This is a genomic window from Pseudomonas sp. GW821-FHT02B10, from assembly GCF_059421865.1.
In genome coordinates this window covers 171,177-193,869 of the sequence record NZ_JBWKVU010000003.1, presented here as the reverse complement: position 1 = coordinate 193,869, position 22,693 = coordinate 171,177, and the positions used below count along the sequence as shown (strand labels likewise).

The window sequence follows — 22,693 nt, the reverse complement described above, 5'->3', positions numbered from 1 at the left end:
GGCGGTTTTAGCCATCTGTTTTCCGATTTTTTATTATTGATCCTTAAAGGAGTGCGGCACATGTCAAAAGGGCATTCGCTACAAGACCCTTACTTGAATACTTTACGTAAAGAGAAAGTTGGGGTTTCCATCTATCTGGTCAACGGGATCAAGCTGCAAGGTACGATCGAGTCTTTCGACCAGTTCGTCATCCTGCTGAAGAACACCGTCAGCCAAATGGTTTACAAGCACGCTATCTCGACAGTGGTGCCGGTTCGTCCAATTCGCCTGCCTAGCGCATCCGAATCCGAACAGGGTGACGCTGAGCCAGGTAACGCCTGATAGGAGTCTCCTTTGTTCTTTGAGCGCCACGGTGGTGGTGAACGTGCAATTCTCGTTCACTTGGATGGTCAGGACCCTGAGGCGCGCGAAGATCCGCAGGAGTTTCAGGAGTTGGCAATATCGGCCGGCGCCGAGACCGTCGCGTTTGTTAACGTGCCGCGTCATCGGCCAACCGCCAAGTACCTGGTTGGCAGCGGCAAGGTCGAAGAATTACGCGACCTGGTCAAAGCCGAACAGGTCGACCTGGTGATTTTCAATCACATCCTCACACCCAGTCAGGAACGTAACCTCGAACGTGCTTTCGAGTGTCGCGTGATTGACCGCACGGGTCTGATTCTCGATATTTTCGCCCAGCGCGCCCGCACTCACGAAGGCAAGCTCCAGGTAGAGCTGGCCCAGCTTGAATATATGAGTACCCGTCTGGTTCGTGGCTGGACTCACCTTGAGCGGCAGAAGGGCGGTATCGGCCTGCGTGGTCCGGGTGAAACCCAGCTCGAGACCGACCGGCGTCTTCTGCGGGTTCGCCTGCGGCAGATCAAGGCCCGGCTGGAGAAGGTTCGCAGCCAGCGTGAGCAGGCTCGTCGCGGGCGCAAGCGTGCCGACATTCCTTCGGTATCGTTGGTGGGCTACACCAACGCCGGCAAGTCCACCTTGTTCAACTCCGTGACCGAGTCCGATGTGTTTGCGGCCAACCAACTGTTCGCTACCCTCGATCCGACCTTGCGCCGGCTCGAACTGGACGATCTTGGTCCGGTCGTGTTGGCCGATACCGTGGGGTTCATTCGTCATCTGCCGCACAAACTGGTCGAGGCGTTTCGGGCTACGCTCGAAGAGTCGAGCAACTCCGACCTGCTGCTGCATGTGATCGATGCCCATGAGCCGGAGCGCATGGCCCAGATCGAACAGGTCATGGTGGTGCTCGGCGAGATCGGGGCCCAGGACTTGCCGATACTGGAGGTCTATAACAAACTCGATTTGCTCGAGGGGGTAGACCCGCAGATCCAGCGCGATGCCGATGGCAAGCCGCAGCGGGTCTGGTTGTCGGCTCGTGAAGGGCAAGGGCTGGACCTGCTCAAGCAGGCCATTGCCGAGTTGCTCGGCGAGGATTTGTTTGTAGGCACCTTGCGCTTGCCGCAGCGTTTTGCTCGACTGCGAGCGCAGTTCTTCGAGTTGGGCGCAGTGCAGAAAGAAGATCACGACGAGGAAGGTGTCAGCCTGCTGGCTGTCCGCTTGCCGCGAGTCGAGCTGAATCGACTGGTAAGCCGCGAAGGCATGCAGCCGCTGGAGTTCATCGAGCAACACACTTTGCAATAAAAGCCTGAGAAAGCGGTTGTGCCGCTGTAGCAGGCATTCTGTAGCATTGGTCGGCGCGCCGTGGGTGCGTCTTTGCTTTATCAGATGGAGAGCGCTATGGCTTGGAATGAGCCGGGTGGCAACTCGAATAATCAGGATCCTTGGGGTGGTAAGCGCCGCAACAATGGCGACCGCAAGGGGCCACCGGATCTCGACGAGGCCTTCCGCAAGCTGCAGGAAAGCCTGAATGGGTTGTTCGGTGGTGGCAAGAAACGTGGTGACGATGGTGGCAGTTCCGGTAAGGGCGGCGGTCTCGGCCTGCTCGGTATCGGTCTGGCCGTGCTGGCGGCCGTGTGGCTGTACAGCGCGGTGTATGTCGTGGACGAGCAGGAGCAGGCCGTGGTGCTGCGCTTCGGTAAGTACTACGAAACCGTCGGCCCGGGCCTGAACATCTACTTCCCGCCGATCGATCGCAAGTACATGGAAAACGTCACGCGTGAGCGTGCCTATACCAAGCAGGGTCAAATGCTGACTGAAGACGAGAATATCGTCGAAGTGCCGCTGACCGTGCAGTACAAGATCAGCAACCTGCAGGACTTCGTGCTGAACGTCGATCAGCCGGAAATCAGCCTGCAGCACGCCACCGACAGTGCGCTGCGCCACGTAGTGGGCTCCACCGCGATGGACCAGGTGCTGACCGAAGGTCGTGAATTGATGGCCAGCGAAATCAAGGAGCGTCTGCAACGCTTCCTCGATACCTATCGCACCGGTATCACCGTTACCCAGGTGAACGTACAGAGCGCAGCGGCACCGCGTGAAGTGCAGGAAGCCTTCGATGACGTGATCCGTGCCCGTGAAGACGAGCAGCGTTCGCGCAACCAGGCTGAAACCTACGCCAACGGTGTCGTGCCGGAAGCCCGTGGTCAGGCCCAGCGCATCATCGAGGATGCCAACGGTTACCGTGGCGAAGTGGTTTCCCGCGCCAAGGGTGAGGCCGATCGCTTCACCAAGCTGGTGGCCGAATACCGCAAGGCACCTGAAGTGACCCGTGAGCGTCTGTACCTGGACACCATGCAGGAAGTCTTCAGCAATACCAGCAAGGTTCTCGTGACCGGCAACAAGAACGGCCAGAGCAATCTGCTGTACCTGCCGCTGGACAAAATGGTCGAAAGTGGCCGCAGCACCAGTGCTCCGGTGACCGGCGCAGCAGCCAGCAGCAACGAAGCGAATGCGCGTGCGGCAGCTGATCTGCAGCAACAGCAAGCGCGTACCAGGGAGAGTCGCTGATGAGCAATAAATCGCTGATCGCCCTTATCGTTGGCGTCGTCGTGGCGATCGCTGCCTGGAACTGCTTCTACATCGTCGCTCAGACCGAGCGCGCGGTGTTGCTGCAGTTCGGTCGTGTGGTCCAGGCTGACGTTCAGCCGGGCCTGCATGTGAAAGTGCCCTATGTGAACCAGGTGCGTAAGTTCGACGCTCGCCTGATGACCCTGGATGCACCGACCCAGCGTTTCCTGACGCTGGAAAAGAAAGCCGTGATGGTCGATGCCTATGCCAAATGGCGCGTGAAGGATGCGGAGCGTTTCTATACCGCGACTTCCGGCCTCAAGCAGATCGCCGACGAGCGTCTTTCCCGTCGTCTGGAGTCGGGCCTGCGTGACCAGTTCGGCAAGCGCACCCTGCACGAAGTGGTTTCCGGTGAGCGTGATGCGCTGATGGCGGACATCACGGCTTCGCTCAACAAGATGGCCGAGAAAGAGCTGGGCATCGAAGTGGTCGATGTCCGGGTCAAGACCATTGACTTGCCGAAGGAGGTGAACCGCAGCGTCTTCGAGCGTATGAGCACCGAACGTGAGCGTGAAGCGCGTGAGCATCGCGCCAAGGGTAACGAACTGGCGGAAGGTATTCGTGCCGACGCCGATCGTCAGCGCCGCGTACTGTTGGCCGAAGCCTATCGTGAGTCGGAAGAGATTCGCGGTGATGGCGACGCCCAGGCCGCAGCCATCTACTCCAAGGCCTACGGTCAGGATCAGGAGTTCTACGGTTTCTACCGTAGCCTGCGTGCCTATCGTGAAAGCTTCGCGAACAAATCCGACGTCATGGTCCTGGACCCAAGCAGCGACTTTTTCCGTTACCTGGAAAAGGCCAAGCCTTGATGCGACGTTGACCTGAATCGCCCCGCCCGGCGGCTAAAGTGTCTGGCGGGGTGATCCTTTGGGAAAACGAGTGTATGATGCGGCAGCCGGGAAATTCCCGGCTTTTTTGCGTCTGCACGTTTGATTGTGGTTGTTGGTGCAAGACGGCGAGTTGAACGACTCGACAGTTTTTTTCGAGGAAAGTGAGTGGCGAAGCCGGTTTCAGGCTTTTCGCCCCGTCGCCCATGCGCGTGGTTTGCACATGGGCCGATCATTTTCTGCTTCACTCAAGGCCCGCCCATAGGCTGGCCGCCTGGATCACAGGGGAATGGCGTAATGGCAACGGTAGACCGCTGGCTGCTGCCAGATGGCATCGAAGAAGTACTGCCACCTGAGGCGGCGCGCATTGAAGTTGCGCGTCGCCAGGTGTTGGATCTGTTCCAGAGCTGGGGTTACGAGTTCGTCGTGACCCCTCATATCGAGTACCTGGAATCCTTGCTGACTGGCGCGGGCCAGGACCTCGATCTGCGTACCTTCAAGGTCATCGACCCGCAATCGGGTCGGCAGATGGGTTTCCGCGCCGACATTACGCCGCAGGTGGCTCGTATCGATGCGCATACCCTGCGTCGCGAAGGTCCGAGCCGCCTGTGTTACGCCGGTAGTGTGCTGCATGCGCAGCCGCGTGCCTTGTCGTCCTCGCGCAGCCCGATCCAGCTGGGTGCCGAGTTGTATGGCGATGCAAGCCCGAGCAGCGACGTGGAAGTCATCAGCCTGATGCTGGCGATGCTGCAACTGGCCGATGTGCCGGATGTGCACATGGATCTGGGGCATGTCGGTATCTACCGTGGCCTGGCCCGCGCGGCCGGTCTCTCCGGCGAAGTGGAACAGCAGCTGTTCGATGCCCTGCAACGCAAGGCCATCGACGAAGTCATTACCTTGACCGAAGGCCTGCCGGCTGACCTGTCCGGCATGCTGCGGGCGCTGGTCGACCTGTGCGGCGGCCGTGAAGTGCTGGCTGCAGCCCGCGAGCGCTTGGCCAATGCGCCGGCGCCGGTACTGGCGGCCCTGGATGACCTGTTGGCGATTGCCGAGCGTCTTTCCGTGCGTTTCCCTGAATTGCCGCTGTACTTCGACCTGGGCGAGTTGCGTGGCTACCACTACCACACCGGTGTGGTATTCGCGGTGTTCGTGCCGGGCGTTGGCCAGTCCATTGCCCAGGGCGGTCGTTACGACGACATCGGCGCCGACTTCGGTCGCGCCCGTCCGGCAACCGGCTTCTCTACCGATTTGAAAACCCTGGTGACCCTGGGGCGTGCTGAGATCGAGCTACCGTCTGGCGGTATCTGGATGCCGGACAGTACGGATGCAGCCCTCTGGCAGCAGGTTTGCCAGTTGCGCAGTGAGGGTCAGCGCGTGGTTCAGGCCTTGCCTGGACAACCATTGGCCGCCGCCCGTGAAGCGGACTGCGACCGGCAATTGATTCAGCAGAACGGGCTTTGGCAAGTATTGCCGCTGGCTTCTTGAGTTTTCCCGCCGGCCGTTGCCGGCACCAAGTTTGCGCGAATGAGGACAAGTGTTATGGGTAAGAATGTCGTAGTCCTGGGCACCCAGTGGGGTGATGAGGGCAAAGGCAAGATCGTTGATCTGCTGACCGAACATGCTGCCGCCGTAGTGCGCTACCAAGGTGGCCACAACGCTGGCCACACCCTGGTGATCGACGGCGAGAAAACCGTCTTGCACCTGATCCCTTCGGGTGTGCTGCGCGAAGGCGTCCAGTGCCTGATCGGCAACGGCGTGGTGGTTGCGCCGGACGCCTTGCTGCGTGAAATCGTCAAGCTGGAAGAGAAAGGCGTACCGGTGCGTGAGCGCCTGCGTATCAGCCCATCCTGCCCGCTGATCCTGTCCTACCACGTAGCGCTGGATCAGGCGCGTGAAAAGGCCCGCGGCGAGCAGAAGATCGGTACCACCGGTCGCGGCATCGGCCCGGCTTACGAAGACAAGGTCGCTCGTCGCGGCCTGCGTATCGGCGACCTGTTCCACCGCGAGCGTTTCGCCGCGAAGCTGGGCGAGTTGCTGGACTACCACAACTTCGTACTGGTCAATTACTACAAAGAGCCGGCCATCGACTTCCAGAAGACGCTCGACGAGTGCATGGAATACGCCGAGCTGCTCAAGCCGATGATGCTGGACGTGACCGCCGAGCTGCACCAGCTGCGTCGCGCGGGCAAGGACATCATGTTCGAAGGCGCCCAGGGCTCGCTGCTGGACATCGACCACGGTACCTATCCGTACGTCACCAGCTCCAACACCACTGCCGGCGGCATCGCCACCGGTTCGGGTGTTGGCCCGATGTACCTGGACTACATCCTCGGTATCACCAAGGCTTACACCACTCGTGTAGGTTCGGGTCCGTTCCCGACCGAACTGTTCGATGACGTGGGCGCTTTCCTGGCCAAGCGTGGCCATGAGTTCGGTGCAACCACCGGTCGTGCCCGCCGTTGCGGCTGGTTCGATGCCGTCATCCTGCGCCGCGCCATCGACGTCAACAGCATCTCGGGCCTGTGCCTGACCAAGCTGGACGTACTGGACGGCCTGGAAACCATCAACATCTGCGTGGGCTACAAAAACCAGGATGGCGCAGTCATCGACGCGCCAACCGACGCTGACAGCTACATCGGCCTGGAGCCGGTATACGAGCAGATGCCAGGCTGGAGCGAGTCGACCCTGGGGGCCAAGACCCTGGAAGAGCTGCCGGCCGCTGCCCGTGCCTACATCAAACGTATCGAAGAGCTGGTCGGTGCGCCGATCGACATTATTTCGACAGGCCCGGACCGCAACGAGACCATCGTTCTGCGTCACCCGTTTGCTTGATAAGCTGTTGATGTAAAAAACAAAGGCCCCTCCTCAGGGGCCTTTGTCGTTTCTGCCTGCCAGGCGGCACGACCCTTGCTGTGATTTGCTCTTTCAGAGTGCCATCAGTTTGATGGCGTTGAAGCAGAGGGATTTCCTGTGTCGGCCGTTCTCTCACTGTTACAAAGCCGTTTGTTGCGGCCTGTGTTCGTTACTCTTGGTATCGCCCTTTTGGTGCAGGTGCTGGTTGCCGTTGCCCTGACCCGGAGCACGGTAACGGCGCTGGAGGCGGATCTGGCCGTTCGTCTGGGCGTCGATAGCCAGAAGCTGTCCGGCGAACTGGAGCAGGCGGCTCGCGAGGTCACCTCGAGCCTGGAAAGCCTTTCCAGCAGCACCCGGCAACGCTTGACCGCCGGGCTCTCCTCGCGCCTGGAAGAGGAGCAGGCGCAATTGCGCACGACGCTGGAGAAGGATCTCAAGGATTCAGCCAACGATATGGCCCAGTTGCTCGCTTCGGTGGCCCCGCGCGCCATGTGGGACAGCGACGTTCCGACCCTCTCCGAGTTCGCCCGGCGCGCCCAGCGCAATCCCAACGTGCTGTTCGTGGTGTACGACGATGCCAATGGCGAGCACCTGACCCGCTATCTGAACCGGGAAAACCCGATCAACAAGGCGCTGCTGGAAAAGGGCAAGGGCGAGCGTGCCCTGGACAAAGTGCTGGACGCGGCCAAGAACGATCCATCGGTCTACTACCTGGAAGCCTCCATCAGTCCTAACGGCGTGGAGATCGGCAAGGTGCTGATGGGGGTTTCCACGGCGTCGGTCGAGGCGGATGTGGCGGCGCTGGACAAGCGTTTCGAGGCCTTGATCGCCAGCAGCGACCAACTGGTTGGCGATAGCCTCAAGGGCGCTTCGGCGGACAGTTCGGCGGCCATGCGTGCGCGCCTGCAGTCGGCGCAGACCACCGCTTCGGATATGCAGGCCAACACCGCGGGTACCGTGCAGGACGCGGCGGCCACCTTGCGCTGGCGCATCGGCATGGGCCTGGCGCTGGTCGGCTGCGGGGTCTTGCTGTTGCTGGCGGTGGTGCTGGGGCGGCGAGTGGTCAGCAAGCTGCATCTGCTGATCGCCGCGTTAAACGATCTGGCCGCCGGTGAGGGCGATCTGACCAAGCGGGTCCAGCTCAACAGCAATGACGAGATCGGCGACATGGCCTCGGCGGTCAATCGTTTTGTCGACAAGTTGCAGCCGATCGTGCGTGAGGCCGGCGATGTGGCGCAGCGTACTGGCGTCGAAATCGGCGCGATGAGCCTGCGTAATGCTGGGGCGGACGCCGCGGCCGAGGCCCAGCGTGACGAGGTGGCGGAGAGTTTGCGGGCGCTGTCGCAGATGGCTGACGAAGCCCAGGCGGAAAGCCAGGCGATGCAGGCGGCCTTGCAGCAGGTGGTGGAGATCCGTCAGGCGACCGACGAAAACACTCGGACCTCGGCCCAGGTGGGCGGTCTTATCGAGGCACTGGCGGGGCAGGTCGACACGGGGGCCAAGGTCATCGAACGCCTGGCGCAGCAGAGCGAACAGATCGAGGTGGTGTTGACGGTGATTCATGGGATTGCCGAGCAGACCAACCTGCTGGCCTTGAATGCGGCCATTGAAGCGGCGCGGGCCGGGGAAACCGGGCGCGGCTTTGCGGTGGTAGCCGATGAGGTCAGGGCGCTGGCGAGCAAGACGCAAAGCTCTACCGGCGATATCCAGGCGCATATCGGTGCGCTGCAGCAGGGCGCGCGCGAGGCGGTGGCGGCGATCGGCCAGGCTGGAAGGCAGGCCAACGAAGGGTTGCTGGTGTTGCGCGACAGTGCGCGGCTGCAACAATCGGTGCAGTCGTCGGTGGAGCAGGTGCACGCAGCGATTGGCCTGGCGACCCAGGCGGCTGCCCATCAGGCTCAGGGCGCGCAAGCGGTGCGCGGCCGGGTCGAGACCATTCATGCCCAGGCTGAGCGTGCAGCTCAGGCTGTGGTGGAGACCTCGGCCAGCGGCAAGGTACTGGATAGCCTGGCAGCCCAATTGAAGGCCAGCCTGGGGCAGTTCCGGGCTTGAGTGTTCACGAGGCTTGAATGCTCGGGGCGGGGCTCCTACAGAAGGCTTTCTGTAGGAGTGGGCTCAGCGGCTCAGATACATCCGTGTCGTCAGCAGATAGACCGGTAGCCCCGATACCAGGATCAACAGCGCCGCATAAGGCGCTGCGGCGGCAAACTCCACATTCGCGGTGTGCGCCCAGACTTCCGTTGCCAGTGTATTCAGTCCGGTCGGGCTGAGTAGCAGGGTGGCCGTCAGCTCCTTCATGGCATCGAGGAATACCAGGGCAAAGGCGGCGCCCAATGCCGGGGAAATGATCGGCAGGGTCACGCGGCAGAAGGCCGTGAATGAGGAGGCGCCCAGGGTGCGGGCGGCTTCCTCGAGTTGCGGCGCCGCCTTGTTCAGGGCGGTGCGGATCGGTGCCTGCGCCAGGGGCAGGAACAGCAGGGCGTAGGCGATCAGCAACAGGGCTGAGGTCTGATACAGCGCCGGTACGTAGTGCAGGGCAAAGAACACCAGCGTCAGGGCGATCACCAGGCCTGGCAGGGCGTGCAGCAGGTAAGGCAGGCGTTCGGCCCAGAGTGCCAGGCGACCCTTGTGGCGCACCACCAGCAGTCCGACCGGTACCGCCAGCACCAGGCACAGCGCCGCGCCACCCAACGATAGCGCCAGGGAGGAGAGCAGGGCTTCGCTGATGGCGGCCGCCGGGAAAGCGGCCGATGAGCCGACGGCCAGCCAGTACGCCAGCATGCCCAGCGGAATGCCGCTGCCGATCAGGGTCAGCAGCGCGCAGTACAGTTGTCCTCCAATCGCCCATTTGCCGAGGCGCACTTGCTCGGCATGTCGCGCCGCGCCCTGGCCGGTTCGTACATGGCGGCCTTTGCCGCGAACCCGCAATTCCAGCCACAGCAGGGCCAGGCACAGCGCTAGCAGCACGGCGGAAAGCATCGCCGCGTTGGCATTGCTGAACTCCAGTTCGAACTGCTGATAGATCGCGGTGGTGAAGGTTTGCAGGCCAATGATCGACAGTGCACCGAACTCCACCAGCATGTGCAGGGCAATCAGTAGCGAGCCGGCCAGCAGCGACGGCCAGAGCAGGGGTAGGGTGATCCGGAAGAACACGCCCCAGCGATTCTGCCCGAGGGTGCGGGCCGATTCCTCCAGGGAGGGATCGAGATTGCGCAAGGTGGCCGCGACAGGCAGGAATACCAGCGGGTACTTGGACAGGCTCATGACCAGGATGGCCCCGCCCAGGCCTTCGAAGCTGGCGCTGAGGGAGACCCAGGTGAAGCTGCTGACGAAAGCCGGTACGGCAAAGGGCAGGCACAGGATCACGCCCCAGAGGCGTCGCCCCGGCAAGTCGCTGCGTTCCAGCAGCCAGGCCAGGGACAGGCCGACGATAGCGCAGGTAACGGTCACGCCAATGAGCAGTAGCAGGGTGTTGCGCAGCAGGCCGAATACATAGGGTCGCCACAGCAGGTGCAGGGCTTCGGCCCAGCCGGCCTGCCAGGCCTTGAGCCCGACATAGAGCAATGGCAGCAGGCTGAGCCCGACCAGCAACAGGACCGGTAGCAGCAGCCAGATCGATGGCCCCTTGCGCCTCGGTATGTAGTTCGTGCGCGAGGCGGGGGCGGGCAGCGATGGGCTCATCAGTTCAGGCCGACTTCGCGTTCCAGTTCCAGGGCTTCTTCGGCGTTGCCGAGGTCGGCCGGGGTGACTTTCGGCGCTTGCAGTTCACTGAACGGCTTTAGGCCTCGATCCGACTCCAGGCCTTTGCGCAGCGGATATTCTGCGGTGGTCTGGGTGATTACGCGCTGGCCTTCTTCGCTGGCCATATAAGCGAGGAATTGCTGGGCTTCTTTGGGGTGTTTGCTGGACTTGAGTACCGCGGCGCTGGATACGGTGATCAATCCGCCGGCATCGCCGCCGGTGAAATAGTGCAGCTTCGAGTCAAGCTGGCCTTTCTCCCGTTGCAGGGCGAACCAGTAGTAGTTGTTCACCAGCACGGTGGCGACTTCGCCGTTTTCCACGGCCTTCAAGGCCACCATATTATTGCTGTAGGTCTTGCCGAAAGCGCGCAGGCCGGTCAGCCATTCTTCGGCGGCGTCCATCCCGTGCAGCTTGATGATTGCCACGGCCTGTTCCTGGAATGCGCCGCTGGTGGGGACGAAGCCTACCTTGCCTTGCCATTGTGGCTGGGAGAACTCCATCACCGATGCAGGCAGGTCTTTTTCGTCGATCAGCTTCGGGTTGAACGCTACCACGCGAACTCGGGCGGTAATGCCGATCCAGGTGCCGTTACCGGCGACGTAGTCCTTGGGCAGGGCTTCAAGGGTCGCAGCATCGGTCTTGGCCAGCAGGCCTTGCTCGCCGAGTTTGTTCAGGGGCGGCGATTCTTCGGTGTAGATCACGTCGGCGGGGGAGCGCTCGCCTTCTTCCACGATCTGGCTGGCGAGCTGGTTGCTGCTGCCCTTGCGCACATTGACGTGAATGCCGGTCTTGGTCTCGAAAGCCTTGGCGATGGCGTCGCCGACTTCCTTGTGCTGGCCGTTGTACAGCCTCAGGGAAACCGGATCGGCTGCTTGAGTGAATGGAGATGCCAGGGCAAGGCCCAGCAAAGTGATGGTCAAGCCACGCAGAAGGGATGTTGGAAGGGAGGTGTTTCTAAACATCATTCGCAGGGTTCCTCACTGTGGTGCCGCAAAAACTTGTAACAATCATAAACGATATTGTTTCTCATGTGCGGCTTGACGGGCTGGAGAGTCCTGGAGGAGGGGCGCTTGGGCGGGAGAAATGATTGTTGTGGGCCAGAAACGCAAAAACCCGCTTTCGCGGGTTTTTGTGAGGCTTCACAGCTATGCTGTGAAACTTGAATGTGGTGCCCAGAAGAAGACTCGAACTTCCACGGCCTTGCGGCCACCAGCACCTGAAGCTGGCGTGTCTACCAATTTCACCATCTGGGCAGTATCAGCAGCGTTGCCGCTGTTGATGGGGCGAACTATACGGAGCGCCTTTGAATCTGTAAAGCCCTGTTTTGACTTAGATTCAATAAATCAAACACTTAGAATGCAAAAACCCGCTTTCGCGGGTTTTTGGAGGAGTCTGAAGATTCAAACGATCTACAGCTCTGAATTGGTGCCCAGAAGAAGACTCGAACTTCCACGGCCTTGCGGCCACCAGCACCTGAAGCTGGCGTGTCTACCAATTTCACACCATCTGGGCAGTATCGGCAACGTCTCCGTCGTCGATGGCGCGCACTATACGGACCACCTTTTGAGCTGTAAACCCCTGATCTTGAAAATGTTGAAAAAAATTCCCCGACGGCTTTTGCAGGATGGTTCTGAAGCCTCTAAAGGACTTTTCGGAGCCTGTCTTAGCCTGAAATTTCCCGTTTCAATACGCGTATGCCAAACTAACCCGCATATAGACAAGGTGAAATTTATCTAATGGCCGATTGGCAGTCCCTCGATCCCGAGGCCGCTCGTGAAGCGGAAAAATATGAAAACCCTATCCCTAGCCGCGAACTGATCCTTCAGCACCTTGCTGATCGGGGTTCGCCTGCTAACCGCGAACAGTTGGTCGAAGAGTTTGGTCTGACCACAGAAGACCAGATCGAAGCCCTGCGCCGCCGCCTGCGCGCCATGGAACGCGATGCCCAACTGATCTACACCCGCCGCGGCACATATGCGCCGGTGGACAAGCTCGACCTGATCCTCGGCCGCATCAGCGGTCACCGTGACGGCTTCGGCTTCCTGGTTCCCGATGACGGCAGCGACGACCTGTTCATGAGCCCGGCACAGATGCGCCTGGTGTTCGATGGCGACCGTGCACTGGCCCGGGTTTCCGGTCTGGATCGCCGCGGTCGCCGCGAAGGCATGATCGTCGAAGTAGTGTCCCGTGCCCACGAGAGCATCGTCGGCCGTTATTTCGAAGAAGGCGGAATCGGTTTTGTGGTGGCGGACAACCCGAAGATCCAGCAGGAAGTGCTGGTGACCCCGGGTCGCAATGCCGGCGCCAAGATCGGCCAGTTCGTCGAGGTGAAGATCACCCACTGGCCGACTCCGCGCTTCCAGCCGCAAGGCGACGTGGTTGAGGTCGTGGGCAACTACATGGCCCCCGGCATGGAAATCGATGTTGCCTTGCGCACCTACGATATTCCTCACGTCTGGCCCGAGGCGGTGCTGAAGGAAGCCGGCAAGCTCAAGCCGGAAGTCGAGGATAAGGACAAAGAGAAGCGCATCGACCTGCGCGATCTGCCGTTCGTCACCATCGACGGCGAAGACGCTCGCGACTTCGACGACGCGGTTTACTGCGAAGCCAAGCCCGGCAAGCTGCGCCTGTTCGGCGGTGGCTGGAAGCTGTACGTGGCGATCGCCGACGTTTCCAGTTACGTGAAGATCGGTTCGGCGCTGGATAACGAGGCGCAGGTGCGTGGCAACTCGGTGTACTTCCCCGAGCGCGTGGTACCGATGCTGCCGGAACAGCTGTCCAACGGTCTGTGCTCGCTGAACCCGAAAGTCGATCGTCTGGCCATGGTGTGCGAGATGACCATCTCCAAATCCGGCGAGATGACCGATTACCAGTTCTACGAAGCGGTGATCCACTCCAAGGCGCGCCTGACCTACAACAAGGTCAGCACTATCCTCGAACAGCCGAAAACCAGCGAGGCCAAGCAACTGCGTGGCGAATACGCCGATGTCGTGCCGCACCTCAAGCAGCTTTATGCGCTGTACAAGGTTCTGCTCGGTGCCCGTCATACCCGTGGCGCCATCGACTTCGAGACCCAGGAAACCCGGATCATCTTCGGTTCCGAGCGCAAGATCGCCGAAATTCGTCCGACTACCCGTAACGATGCGCACAAGCTGATCGAGGAATGCATGCTGGCGGCCAACGTGGCCACCGCCGAATTCCTCAAGAAGCACGAAATCCCTGCGCTCTATCGCGTTCACGACGGCCCGCCGCCAGAGCGCCTGGAAAAACTGCGCGCCTTCCTCGGCGAGCTCGGCCTGTCCCTGCATAAAGGCAAGGACGGCCCGACGCCGAAGGACTACCAGGCCTTGCTGGAAAGCATCAAGGATCGTCCGGACTTCCATCTGATCCAGACCGTGATGCTGCGCTCCTTGAGCCAGGCGGTGTACAGCGCTGACAATCAGGGCCACTTCGGCCTGAACTACGAAGCCTATACCCACTTCACCTCGCCGATTCGCCGTTACCCGGACCTGCTGACGCACCGGGCGATTCGCAGTGTCATCCACTCCAAGCAGAACACGCCTCACGTGCGTCGTGCCGGTGCGATGAGCATTCCGAAGGCGCGCATCTATCCCTACGACGAGGTGACTCTCGAGCAGCTTGGCGAGCAGTGCTCGATGAGCGAGCGGCGTGCCGACGAAGCGACCCGCGACGTGGTGAACTGGCTCAAGTGCGAATACATGAAAGACCGCGTGGGCGAGGCGTTCCCGGGCGTGATCACTGCAGTGACCGGTTTTGGCCTGTTCGTCGAGCTGACCGATATCTATGTCGAAGGTCTGGTGCATGTTACGGCGCTGCCGGGCGACTACTACCACTTCGATCCTGTGCATCACCGCCTCGCCGGTGAGCGCACCGGCCGCAGCTTCCGCCTGGGTGACAGCGTGGAAGTGCGGGTCATGCGCGTCGATCTGGACGAGCGCAAGATCGACTTCGAGATGGCGGAAAAAACCATCAGCGCGCCGATCGGTCGCAAAAAACGTGGCGCTGTCGATGTGCCTCCAGCCAAGACGGCTGCCGAGCCCGCTCCAGCCAAGGCCGGCCGTCGTGGCCCGGCCAAGGAGAAGCCGGTCGAGGCCTACCGCTCCAGCGATGCGGCGGCGAAAAACGCCGAAGTGCGCAAGAGTCGTGAGATGAAGCAGGCGCTGCTGGCCGAGGCCAAGAGCGGCGGTAAAGCGGCGTCTGGGGGAAAGTCCGGCAAGCCGGCTTCCAGCAAGCCGAGCAAACATCGTAAAGGTCCGCCGAAAGCGGGCGCAGGTCCTGCGGCGAAAAGCGGCGGGGCGCGTAAACCCAAGGCCAAGTCATGAGTCAGTTGGAAAAGATCTACGGCGTGCACGCTGTAGAAGCATTGCTGCGTCACCACCCCAAGCGCGTCAAGCAGATCTGGCTGGCCGAAGGCCGTAGCGATCCGCGCGTGCAGGTGCTGGTGGACCTGGCCGGGCAGAATCGCGTGGCGGTCGGTCAGGCCGAGCGTCGCGAAATGGACGCCTGGGTCGAAGGCGTTCACCAGGGCGTCGTGGCTGAAGTGAGTCCAAGCCAGGTCTGGGGCGAAGCGATGCTCGATGAGTTGCTCGACCGTACCGAGGGCGCGCCGCTGCTTCTCGTGCTGGACGGCGTGACCGACCCGCATAACCTTGGCGCTTGCCTGCGCACTGCCGATGCGGCCGGTGCGCTGGCGGTGCTGGTGCCGAAAGACAAATCGGCGACCCTGACCCCGACCGTGCGTAAAGTGGCGTGCGGCGCCGCGGAAGTGATTCCGCTGGTGGCAGTGACCAACCTCGCGCGCACCCTGGAAAAGCTCCAGCAGCGCGGCCTGTGGGTCGTCGGCACGGCTGGCGAAGCCGAGCAGGAACTGTATGACCAGGACCTGACCGGGCCGACTATCTTGATCATGGGTGCCGAAGGCAAGGGTATGCGTCGCCTCACCCGCGAGCATTGCGATTTCCTGGTGCGCCTGCCGATGGCCGGTAGCGTCAGCAGTCTCAACGTTTCGGTAGCTACCGGTGTGTGCCTGTTCGAAGCCACGCGCCAGCGTGCGGCCAAAGCCAAGAGCGCAGCCAAGAAGGCCTGAGTTTCCTCCCTCCTATGCAGGCGCGAGCTTGCTCGCGATAGCGGCCCGACCGAGGTGCTGCAGTCGTGAGCAGGCCTGCTTGGCAGGTTTGGCGCGCCCTGGCGACCAGTTGTTCAAATAATCACCAATTGCCTTGCGCCGCTGTTCCCCCTTCTCTACAATTGCGCCCCTTGCCGTTGCGGCAGGCGCATATGTGCCTATCTCTGAGGCAAGACACACAAGTGTCATTCACTCCTTGTCTGACCGCTTTTGAGCGGCAGGCTACAACCCGTAAGGAGCATTCATGCGTCATTACGAAATCATCTTTCTGGTCCACCCTGACCAGAGCGAGCAAGTCGGCGGCATGGTTGAGCGTTACACCAAGCTGATCGAAGAAGACGGCGGCAAAATCCACCGTCTGGAAGACTGGGGCCGTCGTCAACTGGCCTACGCAATCAACAATGTTCACAAGGCTCACTACGTGATGCTGAACGTTGAGTGCACCGGTAAAGCCCTGGCTGAGCTGGAAGACAACTTCCGTTACAACGATGCTGTGATCCGTAACCTGGTCATCCGTCGCGAAGAAGCCATCACTGGCCAATCCGAGATGCTCAAGGCTGAAGAGAACCGCAGTGAGCGCCGTGAGCGTCGTGACCGTCCTGAGCATTCTGACAGCGCCGATGGCGATGACAGCGATAACAGCGACGCCAGCGATAACGCTGACGAGTAATCCACGGACCTTTTGAGGAGCCAATTACATGGCACGTTTCTTCCGTCGTCGTAAATTCTGCCGCTTCACCGCTGAAGACGTGAAAGAGATCGATTACAAAGATCTCAACACTCTGAAAGCCTACGTATCCGAGACCGGCAAAATCGTTCCAAGCCGTATCACCGGTACCAAAGCTCGTTATCAGCGTCAGCTGGCCACCGCTATCAAGCGCGCCCGCTTCCTGGCCCTGCTGGCCTACACCGACAGCCACGGCCGCTGAGACCGGGCAGTCGACAAGTAGTAAGGGATTGAATGCATGCGCGCCTTAGCTGAGTTCATCATGCGCGGCCGTATGCAGGCCACTCTGGTAGTGGCCGGATGTGCGGCATTGCCGTTGTTGTATTGGTTGGGTGCTGCTGCGGGAAGCCTGGTGCTCCTGCGGCGCGGTTTGAGCGACGCCCTTGGTGTCCTCGCCCTGGGATTGCTGCCGGCATTGTTCTGGTGGCTGTATTCCGACGATCCACGCGCACTCATGGTGTTGCTCGGGTCTTCGGGCCTTGCGTTGGTTTTGCGCGCAAGCGAATCCTGGAACCGTGTGCTGCTGGTCAGCATAGCGCTGGGCCTGGTGTTTGCTGGAGTGCTGGGTGTGGCTTACCGCCCCCAGATCGAGATGCTCTCGCAGGAGTTGGTAAAAATCCTGCCGTTGGCCCTCGGTGATCTCTACCAGCAGCTGTCGGTTGAAGAGCGGGCTCGTCTCGCCTCACTGATTGCACCGGTCCTGACCGGCCTGATTGCGGCTTTGTTGCAGGTCGTCAGTGTGCTGAGCCTGATTGTCGGGCGCTACTGGCAGGCGTTGTTGTACAACCCGGGTGGTTTTGGGCGCGAGTTTCGCGCTATCAAGCTCCCGCTGGGACTGGCGATGTTGCTGCTGGCCTGCATGCTGCTGGGACCGAACCTCGGTCCACAGATGGCGATGCTGACGCCGTTGTGCAGCGTACCGCTGGTGTTCGCCGGGCTGGCCCTGATTCACGGGCTGGTGGCGCAAGGGCGACTGGCCAGGTTCTGGCTGGTGGGGTTGTACGTAACGCTGTTGCTGTTTATGCAGCTGATCTATCCGTTGCTTGTGGTGTTGGCCATAGTCGACAGCCTGATTGATTTTCGCGGTCGTTCGGCGCCGAAAGACGCCGATAACGGTCCTGCGAACGGTGAAGGTTAAAAGTTAAGAGGTTATTACCAAATGGAACTGATCCTGCTGGAAAAAATCGCCAACCTGGGCAACCTGGGCGATAAGGTAAACGTTAAGGCTGGTTACGGCCGTAACTACCTGCTGCCTTTCGGCAAAGCCACCGCTGCTACCGCTGCCAACCTGGCTGCGTTCGAAGCGCGTCGTGCCGAGCTGGAAAAACTGGCTGCAGAGAAAAAGGCTTCTGCCGAAACTCGCGCTGCCCAACTGGCTGAGCTGGAAGTGACTATCACTGCCACCGCTGGTGACGAAGGCAAGCTGTTCGGTTCGATCGGCACCCACGACATCGCTGATGCACTGACCGCCTCCGGCGTTGAAGTTGCAAAAAGCGAAGTTCGTCTGCCGAACGGCACCATCCGCAACGTAGGTGAATTCGACGTAGCCGTGCACCTGCACGCTGAAGTTGAAGCCACCGTACGCGTTGTCGTGGTAGCAGCTTAAGCAGTACTTGTCGGCTGGCACCCTCGGGAGCTAGCCGGTAACATCGGGCACGATCCTGTTTACAGGTCGTGCCCTTTGTCTTTCTGTACCCTCAGTTTTTCAAACCCCTGCTTTTCCTAAAAAACCAAGTGGCCATGAACGATATCTCCGCTCCCGAGCAATACGATCTGCAAACCGCTGCCCTGAAGGTGCCGCCACATTCCATCGAGGCCGAACAGGCCGTGCTCGGTGGTCTGATGCTGGACAACAACGCCTGGGAGCGGGTGCTCGATCAAGTCTCCGACGGCGATTTCTATCGACATGACCACCGCCTGATCTTCCGTGCGATCGCCAAGCTGGCCGATCAGAACATGCCGATCGACGTCGTGACCCTGTCCGAGCAGTTGGACAAGGAAGGCCAGACGTCCCAGGTCGGTGGCCTGGGTTACCTGGGCGAACTGGCGAAGAACACGCCGTCGGTGGCCAACATCAAGGCCTATGCGCAAATCGTTCGCCAGCGCGCCACCCTGCGCCAGTTGATCGGCATCAGTACCGAGATTGCCGACAGCGCCTTCAACCCCGAAGGCCGCACCGCCGAAGAGATTCTCGACGAAGCCGAACGGCAGATCTTCCAGATCGCCGAAGCGCGTCCGAAGACCGGCGGTCCGGTGGGCGTCAACGAGTTGCTGACCAAGGCCATCGACCGCATCGACACCCTGTTCAACACCGACAACGCCATCACCGGCCTGTCCACCGGCTACACCGACCTCGACGAGAAGACCAGCGGCCTGCAGCCCGCCGACCTGATCATCGTCGCCGGTCGTCCGTCCATGGGTAAGACCACCTTTGCCATGAACCTGGTGGAAAACGCCGTACTGCGCAGCGACAAGGCGGTGCTGGTGTACTCCCTCGAGATGCCAGGCGAATCGCTGATCATGCGTATGCTGTCGTCCCTCGGCCGTATCGACCAGACCAAGGTGCGTTCCGGCCAGCTGGAAGACGACGACTGGCCGCGCCTGACCTCGGCGGTCAACCTGCTCAACGACCGCAAGCTGTTCATCGACGACACCGCCGGTATCAGCCCTTCGGAAATGCGCGCGCGGACCCGCCGCCTGGTGCGTGAGCACGGCGACATCGCCCTGATCATGATCGACTACCTGCAGCTGATGCAGATCCCGGGTTCCAGCGGCGACAACCGGACCAACGAGATTTCCGAGATCTCCCGTTCCCTCAAGGCCCTGGCCAAGGAATTCAACTGCCCGGTAGTGGCCCTGTCCCAGCTCAACCGCTCCCTCGAACAGCGCCCGAACAAGCGCCCGGTGAACTCCGACTTGCGGGAATCCGGAGCGATCGAGCAGGACGCCGACGTCATCATGTTCGTGTACCGGGACGAGGTGTATCACCCCGAGACCGAGCACAAGGGCATTGCCGAGATCATCATCGGCAAGCAGCGGAACGGCCCCATCGGCTTTATCCGCTTGGCGTTCATCGGCAAGTACACCCGCTTCGAGAACCTCGCGCCGGGCAGCTACAACTTCGACGACGACGAATAAACAGCCGTAGCCGCTGCCACAGGCTGCGACAAGGGCCGCAGGCCTTCGTTCGATGGGTGAGCGTTGCGTCTGCCGCGCAGCCGATCACAGTCTGCGACAGCGGCCACAGGCCACCGATTTCCGACCATAGTCGTCGGAATTGGTTATTTTTTGTGCTATATTCCGCGCCCGCGAATTTCTCTGTAAATAAACGCGCCCTCATCTACACCTATACCGGTCATCGACATGCAAGCAGCCAAGCCGTTATTTGACTATCCCAAGTACTGGGCCGAATGTTTCGGACCGGCGCCGTTCCTGCCGATGAGCAGGGCGGAAATGGATCAGCTCGGCTGGGATTCCTGCGACATCATCATCGTCACCGGTGATGCCTACGTCGATCACCCGTCGTTCGGCATGGCGATCATCGGCCGGCTGCTGGAGTCTCAGGGCTTCCGCGTCGGGATCATCGCCCAGCCGAACTGGCAGTCCAAAGACGACTTCATGAAGCTCGGCGAGCCGAACCTGTTCTTCGGCGTCGCAGCCGGCAACATGGACTCGATGATCAACCGCTACACCGCGGACAAGAAAATCCGTTCCGACGACGCCTACACCCCGGGTGGCCTGGCGGGCAAGCGTCCGGACCGCGCCAGCCTGGTCTACAGCCAGCGCTGCAAGGAAGCCTACAAGCACGTGCCGATCGTCCTGGGCGGCATCGAAGCCTCCCTGCGCCGTATCGCCCACTACGATTACTGGCAGGACCGGGTGCGCAACTCGATCCTGATCGACGCCAGCGCCGACATCCTGCTCTACGGCAACGCCGAGCGGGCGATTGTCGAAGTCGCCCAGCGCCTGTCCTACGGGCACAAGATCGAGGACATCACCGACGTGCGCGGCACCGCTTTCATTCGTCGTGACACGCCGCAGGGCTGGTACGAAGTCGACTCCACGCGTATCGACCGGCCGGGCAAGATCGACAAGATCATCAACCCGTACGTCAACACCCAAGACACCCAGGCCTGTGCCATCGAGCAGGAAAAAGGCCCGGTCGAAGATCCCCAGGAAGCCAAGGTCGTGCAGATTCTGGCCAGCCCGAAGATGACCCGGGACAAGACCGTGATCCGCCTGCCGTCCATGGAAAAGGTGCGTAACGATCCGGTGCTCTACGCCCACGCCAACCGCGTACTGCACCTGGAAACCAACCCGGGCAACGCCCGTGCGCTGGTGCAGAAACATGGCGAGATCGATGTCTGGTTCAACCCGCCGCCCATCCCGATGACCACCGAAGAGATGGACTACGTGTTCGGTATGCCGTATCAGCGCATCCCGCACCCGGCGTACGGCAAGGAGAAGATCCCGGCCTACGACATGATCCGTTTCTCGGTGAACATCATGCGTGGCTGCTTCGGTGGCTGCACCTTCTGCTCGATCACCGAGCACGAAGGGCGGATCATCCAGAACCGTTCCGAAGAGTCGATCATTCGCGAGATCGAAGAGATTCGCGACAAGGTTCCAGGTTTTACCGGGGTCATCTCCGACCTCGGCGGCCCGACCGCGAACATGTACCGCATCGCCTGCAAGAGCCCGGAAATCGAATCCGCGTGCCGCAAGCCGTCCTGCGTGTTCCCTGGCATCTGCCCGAACCTGAACACCGACCACTCGTCGCTGATCCAGCTGTATCGTAGCGCCCGCGCCTTGCCGGGGGTGAAGAAGATCCTGATCGCTTCCGGCCTGCGCTACGACCTCGCGGTCGAGTCGCCGGAGTACGTCAAGGAACTGGTGACCCACCACGTCGGTGGCTACCTGAAGATCGCCCCGGAACACACCGAGGAAGGTCCGCTCAACCAGATGATGAAGCCGGGCATCGGTAGCTACGACCGGTTCAAGCGGATGTTCGAGAAGTACTCCAAGGAAGCGGGCAAGGAGCAGTACCTGATTCCGTACTTCATCGCCGCGCACCCGGGCACCACCGACGAAGACATGATGAACCTGGCCCTGTGGCTCAAGGGCAACGGTTTCCGCGCCGACCAGGTGCAGGCGTTCTACCCGTCGCCGATGGCCACCGCCACCGCGATGTACCACTCGGGCAAGAACCCGCTGCGCAAGGTCACCTACAAGAGTGACGGGGTGACCATCGTCAAGAGCGAGGAGCAGCGTCGCCTGCACAAGGCGTTCCTGCGTTACCACGACCCGAAAGGCTGGCCGATGCTGCGTGAAGCACTGACCCGCATGGGCCGTGCCGACCTGATCGGGCCGGGCAAGAACCAGTTGATTCCTTTGCATCAGCCGTCGACCGACAGCTACCAGAGCGCCCGTCGCAAGAACTCGACGCCGGCTGGCAGCCACAAAGTGGCCAAGGAAACCACCAAGATCCTCACCCAGCACACCGGCCTGCCTCCACGCGGCAGCGACGGTAGCAACCCGTGGGACAAGCGCGAACAGGCCAAGGCCGCCGCGATGGCCCGCAACAAGCAGGCCGCCAAGGAACGCACGGATGCGGCCAAGGGCAAAGGCAAGAAGCCGGCCCGCAAACCGGTCGTGCCCCGCTAAGGCCACTGCTGTACGGACCCAACGCCACAGACATAACGCCAACCCCAGGGTTGGCGTTGTGCATTTCGGCGTTCGGGTTTGTTAAGGTGCGCCCCCAGGATTGGCATCAACTCAAGGAAGCGCCGCGTGTTACGTCGCCGGAAAACCCCGCAACAACGGCAGGTCGAAGACCGGCTGCTACGCCTCAAGACCGCCGAATGGCTCGCCTGGCAGCCCTATGTGCGGCGTTTCGGGGTGATTCACATCGCGGTGATGATGACGACGGTCTTCAGCATCTCGCTGACCGCCGCGCAGGTGCCCCATCTGTATTTCCCCCGTGACTTCCAGGTCGCCAACTACGCCGCGATGGCCATGCTGGGAGCAGGCCTGCTGATGAGCCTGTGTTTTATGCTGGTGATCCGCGGCTACCCGCGTGGTGCCTGGGCCTTGTTCGGCGCGCTGGTGTTCTGCCTCGCATGCGCGCTGCTGGTCCTGCTGGACTTCCGTCTGCGACTGTTCCCGGCCTTTGTCCTGTGCATTCCCCTGGCCGGGCTGTACCTGATGAGCACCCGGCGCTACCAGCGCGGGCTCAAGGTGCTGCAAGTGGCGGCGCGCAAACGTCGGCGCCTGCAACGACTGGAAGCCGGCCTGAAGCGGGTGCGCTGACCACCGGTTACATCCTGTCGCCACATTTATGTGCAACCCTGCGCACGCCGAAGCACGCACCGCTCGCTTTTGGTGCTGTACTGCCCACAGCCGTTGGGGAAAGCCCCGGGACTGGTGCTCTGGCATAAG

General features: G+C 61.2%; 18 protein-coding genes, 2 tRNA genes and 1 pseudogene. 17 read left to right on the top strand and 4 right to left on the bottom strand.

Going from position 1 to position 22,693, the window contains the following annotated elements; all coding sequences use genetic code 11:
• Positions 1-60: 60 nt before the first annotated feature.
• The 8 genes and pseudogenes from hfq to AC07VU_RS08295 all read left to right on the top strand — a co-directional run bounded on the left by hfq (position 61) and on the right by AC07VU_RS08295 (position 8,693).
• The gene (gene hfq, locus AC07VU_RS08330; protein ID WP_007921378.1) at positions 61-321 is read left to right on the top strand and encodes an RNA chaperone Hfq; all 261 of its coding nucleotides are present in this window, start codon (positions 61-63) and stop codon (positions 319-321) included.
• A gap of 12 nt (positions 322-333) precedes the next feature.
• Positions 334-1,635 (top strand): ribosome rescue GTPase HflX, encoded by a 1,302-nt coding sequence (gene hflX / locus AC07VU_RS08325; protein WP_007921372.1) that lies wholly within the window; start codon positions 334-336, stop codon positions 1,633-1,635.
• A 96-nt stretch (positions 1,636-1,731) separates the two neighbouring features.
• Positions 1,732-2,901 (top strand): FtsH protease activity modulator HflK, encoded by a 1,170-nt coding sequence (gene hflK, locus AC07VU_RS08320; protein WP_025808075.1) that lies wholly within the window; start codon positions 1,732-1,734, stop codon positions 2,899-2,901.
• Entirely contained in the window at positions 2,901-3,770 is an 870-nt protein-coding gene (gene hflC / locus AC07VU_RS08315; RefSeq protein ID WP_007921367.1) for a protease modulator HflC, read from the top strand. The genes hflK and hflC overlap by 1 nt, the downstream gene beginning before the upstream one ends.
• Positions 3,771-4,085: 315 nt before the next feature.
• Complete coding sequence (locus tag AC07VU_RS08310; RefSeq protein WP_009046692.1) at positions 4,086-5,273, top strand: ATP phosphoribosyltransferase regulatory subunit; 1,188 nt, start codon at positions 4,086-4,088, stop codon at positions 5,271-5,273.
• A gap of 54 nt (positions 5,274-5,327) precedes the next feature.
• Positions 5,328-6,620: an adenylosuccinate synthase gene (locus AC07VU_RS08305; RefSeq protein ID WP_009041907.1), complete on the top strand. Its 1,293-nt coding sequence runs from the start codon at positions 5,328-5,330 to the stop codon at positions 6,618-6,620.
• Between the two features lie 474 nt (positions 6,621-7,094).
• A pseudogene (locus AC07VU_RS08300) lies at positions 7,095-7,787 on the top strand (methyl-accepting chemotaxis protein); the annotation flags it as partial.
• 21 nt (positions 7,788-7,808) lie between these two features.
• Complete coding sequence (locus AC07VU_RS08295; RefSeq protein WP_495029829.1) at positions 7,809-8,693, top strand: methyl-accepting chemotaxis protein; 885 nt, start codon at positions 7,809-7,811, stop codon at positions 8,691-8,693.
• Between the two features lie 63 nt (positions 8,694-8,756).
• Here AC07VU_RS08295 and AC07VU_RS08290 read toward each other — a convergent pair whose 3' ends face one another.
• The 4 genes from AC07VU_RS08290 to AC07VU_RS08275 all read right to left on the bottom strand — a co-directional run bounded on the left by AC07VU_RS08290 (position 8,757) and on the right by AC07VU_RS08275 (position 11,894).
• Positions 8,757-10,322 carry an ABC transporter permease gene (locus AC07VU_RS08290; protein ID WP_495029719.1) on the bottom strand — a complete coding sequence of 522 codons (1,566 nt, stop codon included), beginning with the start codon at positions 10,320-10,322 and terminating at the stop codon, positions 8,757-8,759.
• Complete coding sequence (locus tag AC07VU_RS08285; RefSeq protein WP_457275516.1) at positions 10,322-11,347, bottom strand: extracellular solute-binding protein; 1,026 nt, start codon at positions 11,345-11,347, stop codon at positions 10,322-10,324. The genes AC07VU_RS08290 and AC07VU_RS08285 overlap by 1 nt, the downstream gene beginning before the upstream one ends.
• 201 nt (positions 11,348-11,548) lie before the next feature.
• Positions 11,549-11,635: transfer RNA gene (locus AC07VU_RS08280), tRNA-Leu, on the bottom strand.
• 170 nt (positions 11,636-11,805) lie between these two features.
• Positions 11,806-11,894: transfer RNA gene (locus AC07VU_RS08275), tRNA-Leu, on the bottom strand.
• A 224-nt stretch (positions 11,895-12,118) separates the two neighbouring features.
• On the opposite strand from AC07VU_RS08275, the gene rnr reads away from it, so the two are divergent.
• From rnr to AC07VU_RS08230, 9 genes are all read left to right on the top strand, one after another.
• Positions 12,119-14,725: a ribonuclease R gene (rnr, locus tag AC07VU_RS08270; RefSeq protein ID WP_457275517.1), complete on the top strand. Its 2,607-nt coding sequence runs from the start codon at positions 12,119-12,121 to the stop codon at positions 14,723-14,725.
• The gene (gene rlmB / locus AC07VU_RS08265) at positions 14,722-15,489 is read left to right on the top strand and encodes a 23S rRNA (guanosine(2251)-2'-O)-methyltransferase RlmB (protein ID WP_023970226.1); all 768 of its coding nucleotides are present in this window, start codon (positions 14,722-14,724) and stop codon (positions 15,487-15,489) included. Before rnr ends, rlmB begins: the two co-directional genes overlap by 4 nt.
• Before the next feature lie 283 nt (positions 15,490-15,772).
• Positions 15,773-16,198 carry a 30S ribosomal protein S6 gene (rpsF, locus tag AC07VU_RS08260; RefSeq protein WP_007921481.1) on the top strand — a complete coding sequence of 142 codons (426 nt, stop codon included), beginning with the start codon at positions 15,773-15,775 and terminating at the stop codon, positions 16,196-16,198.
• A gap of 28 nt (positions 16,199-16,226) precedes the next feature.
• Positions 16,227-16,457 carry a 30S ribosomal protein S18 gene (gene rpsR / locus AC07VU_RS08255; protein ID WP_002551829.1) on the top strand — a complete coding sequence of 77 codons (231 nt, stop codon included), beginning with the start codon at positions 16,227-16,229 and terminating at the stop codon, positions 16,455-16,457.
• A gap of 36 nt (positions 16,458-16,493) precedes the next feature.
• On the top strand, positions 16,494-17,393 hold the full coding sequence (locus AC07VU_RS08250) for a hypothetical protein (protein WP_009041913.1): 900 nt from the start codon (positions 16,494-16,496) through the stop codon (positions 17,391-17,393).
• 21 nt (positions 17,394-17,414) lie between these two features.
• Positions 17,415-17,861 (top strand): 50S ribosomal protein L9, encoded by a 447-nt coding sequence (rplI, locus tag AC07VU_RS08245; protein WP_007921484.1) that lies wholly within the window; start codon positions 17,415-17,417, stop codon positions 17,859-17,861.
• A gap of 134 nt (positions 17,862-17,995) precedes the next feature.
• Positions 17,996-19,393: a replicative DNA helicase gene (gene dnaB / locus AC07VU_RS08240; RefSeq protein ID WP_007921486.1), complete on the top strand. Its 1,398-nt coding sequence runs from the start codon at positions 17,996-17,998 to the stop codon at positions 19,391-19,393.
• 225 nt (positions 19,394-19,618) lie between these two features.
• On the top strand, positions 19,619-21,919 hold the full coding sequence (locus AC07VU_RS08235; RefSeq protein ID WP_007921487.1) for a YgiQ family radical SAM protein: 2,301 nt from the start codon (positions 19,619-19,621) through the stop codon (positions 21,917-21,919).
• A 126-nt stretch (positions 21,920-22,045) separates the two neighbouring features.
• The gene (locus tag AC07VU_RS08230) at positions 22,046-22,564 is read left to right on the top strand and encodes a hypothetical protein (RefSeq protein WP_495029718.1); all 519 of its coding nucleotides are present in this window, start codon (positions 22,046-22,048) and stop codon (positions 22,562-22,564) included.
• Positions 22,565-22,693 lie beyond the last annotated feature (129 nt).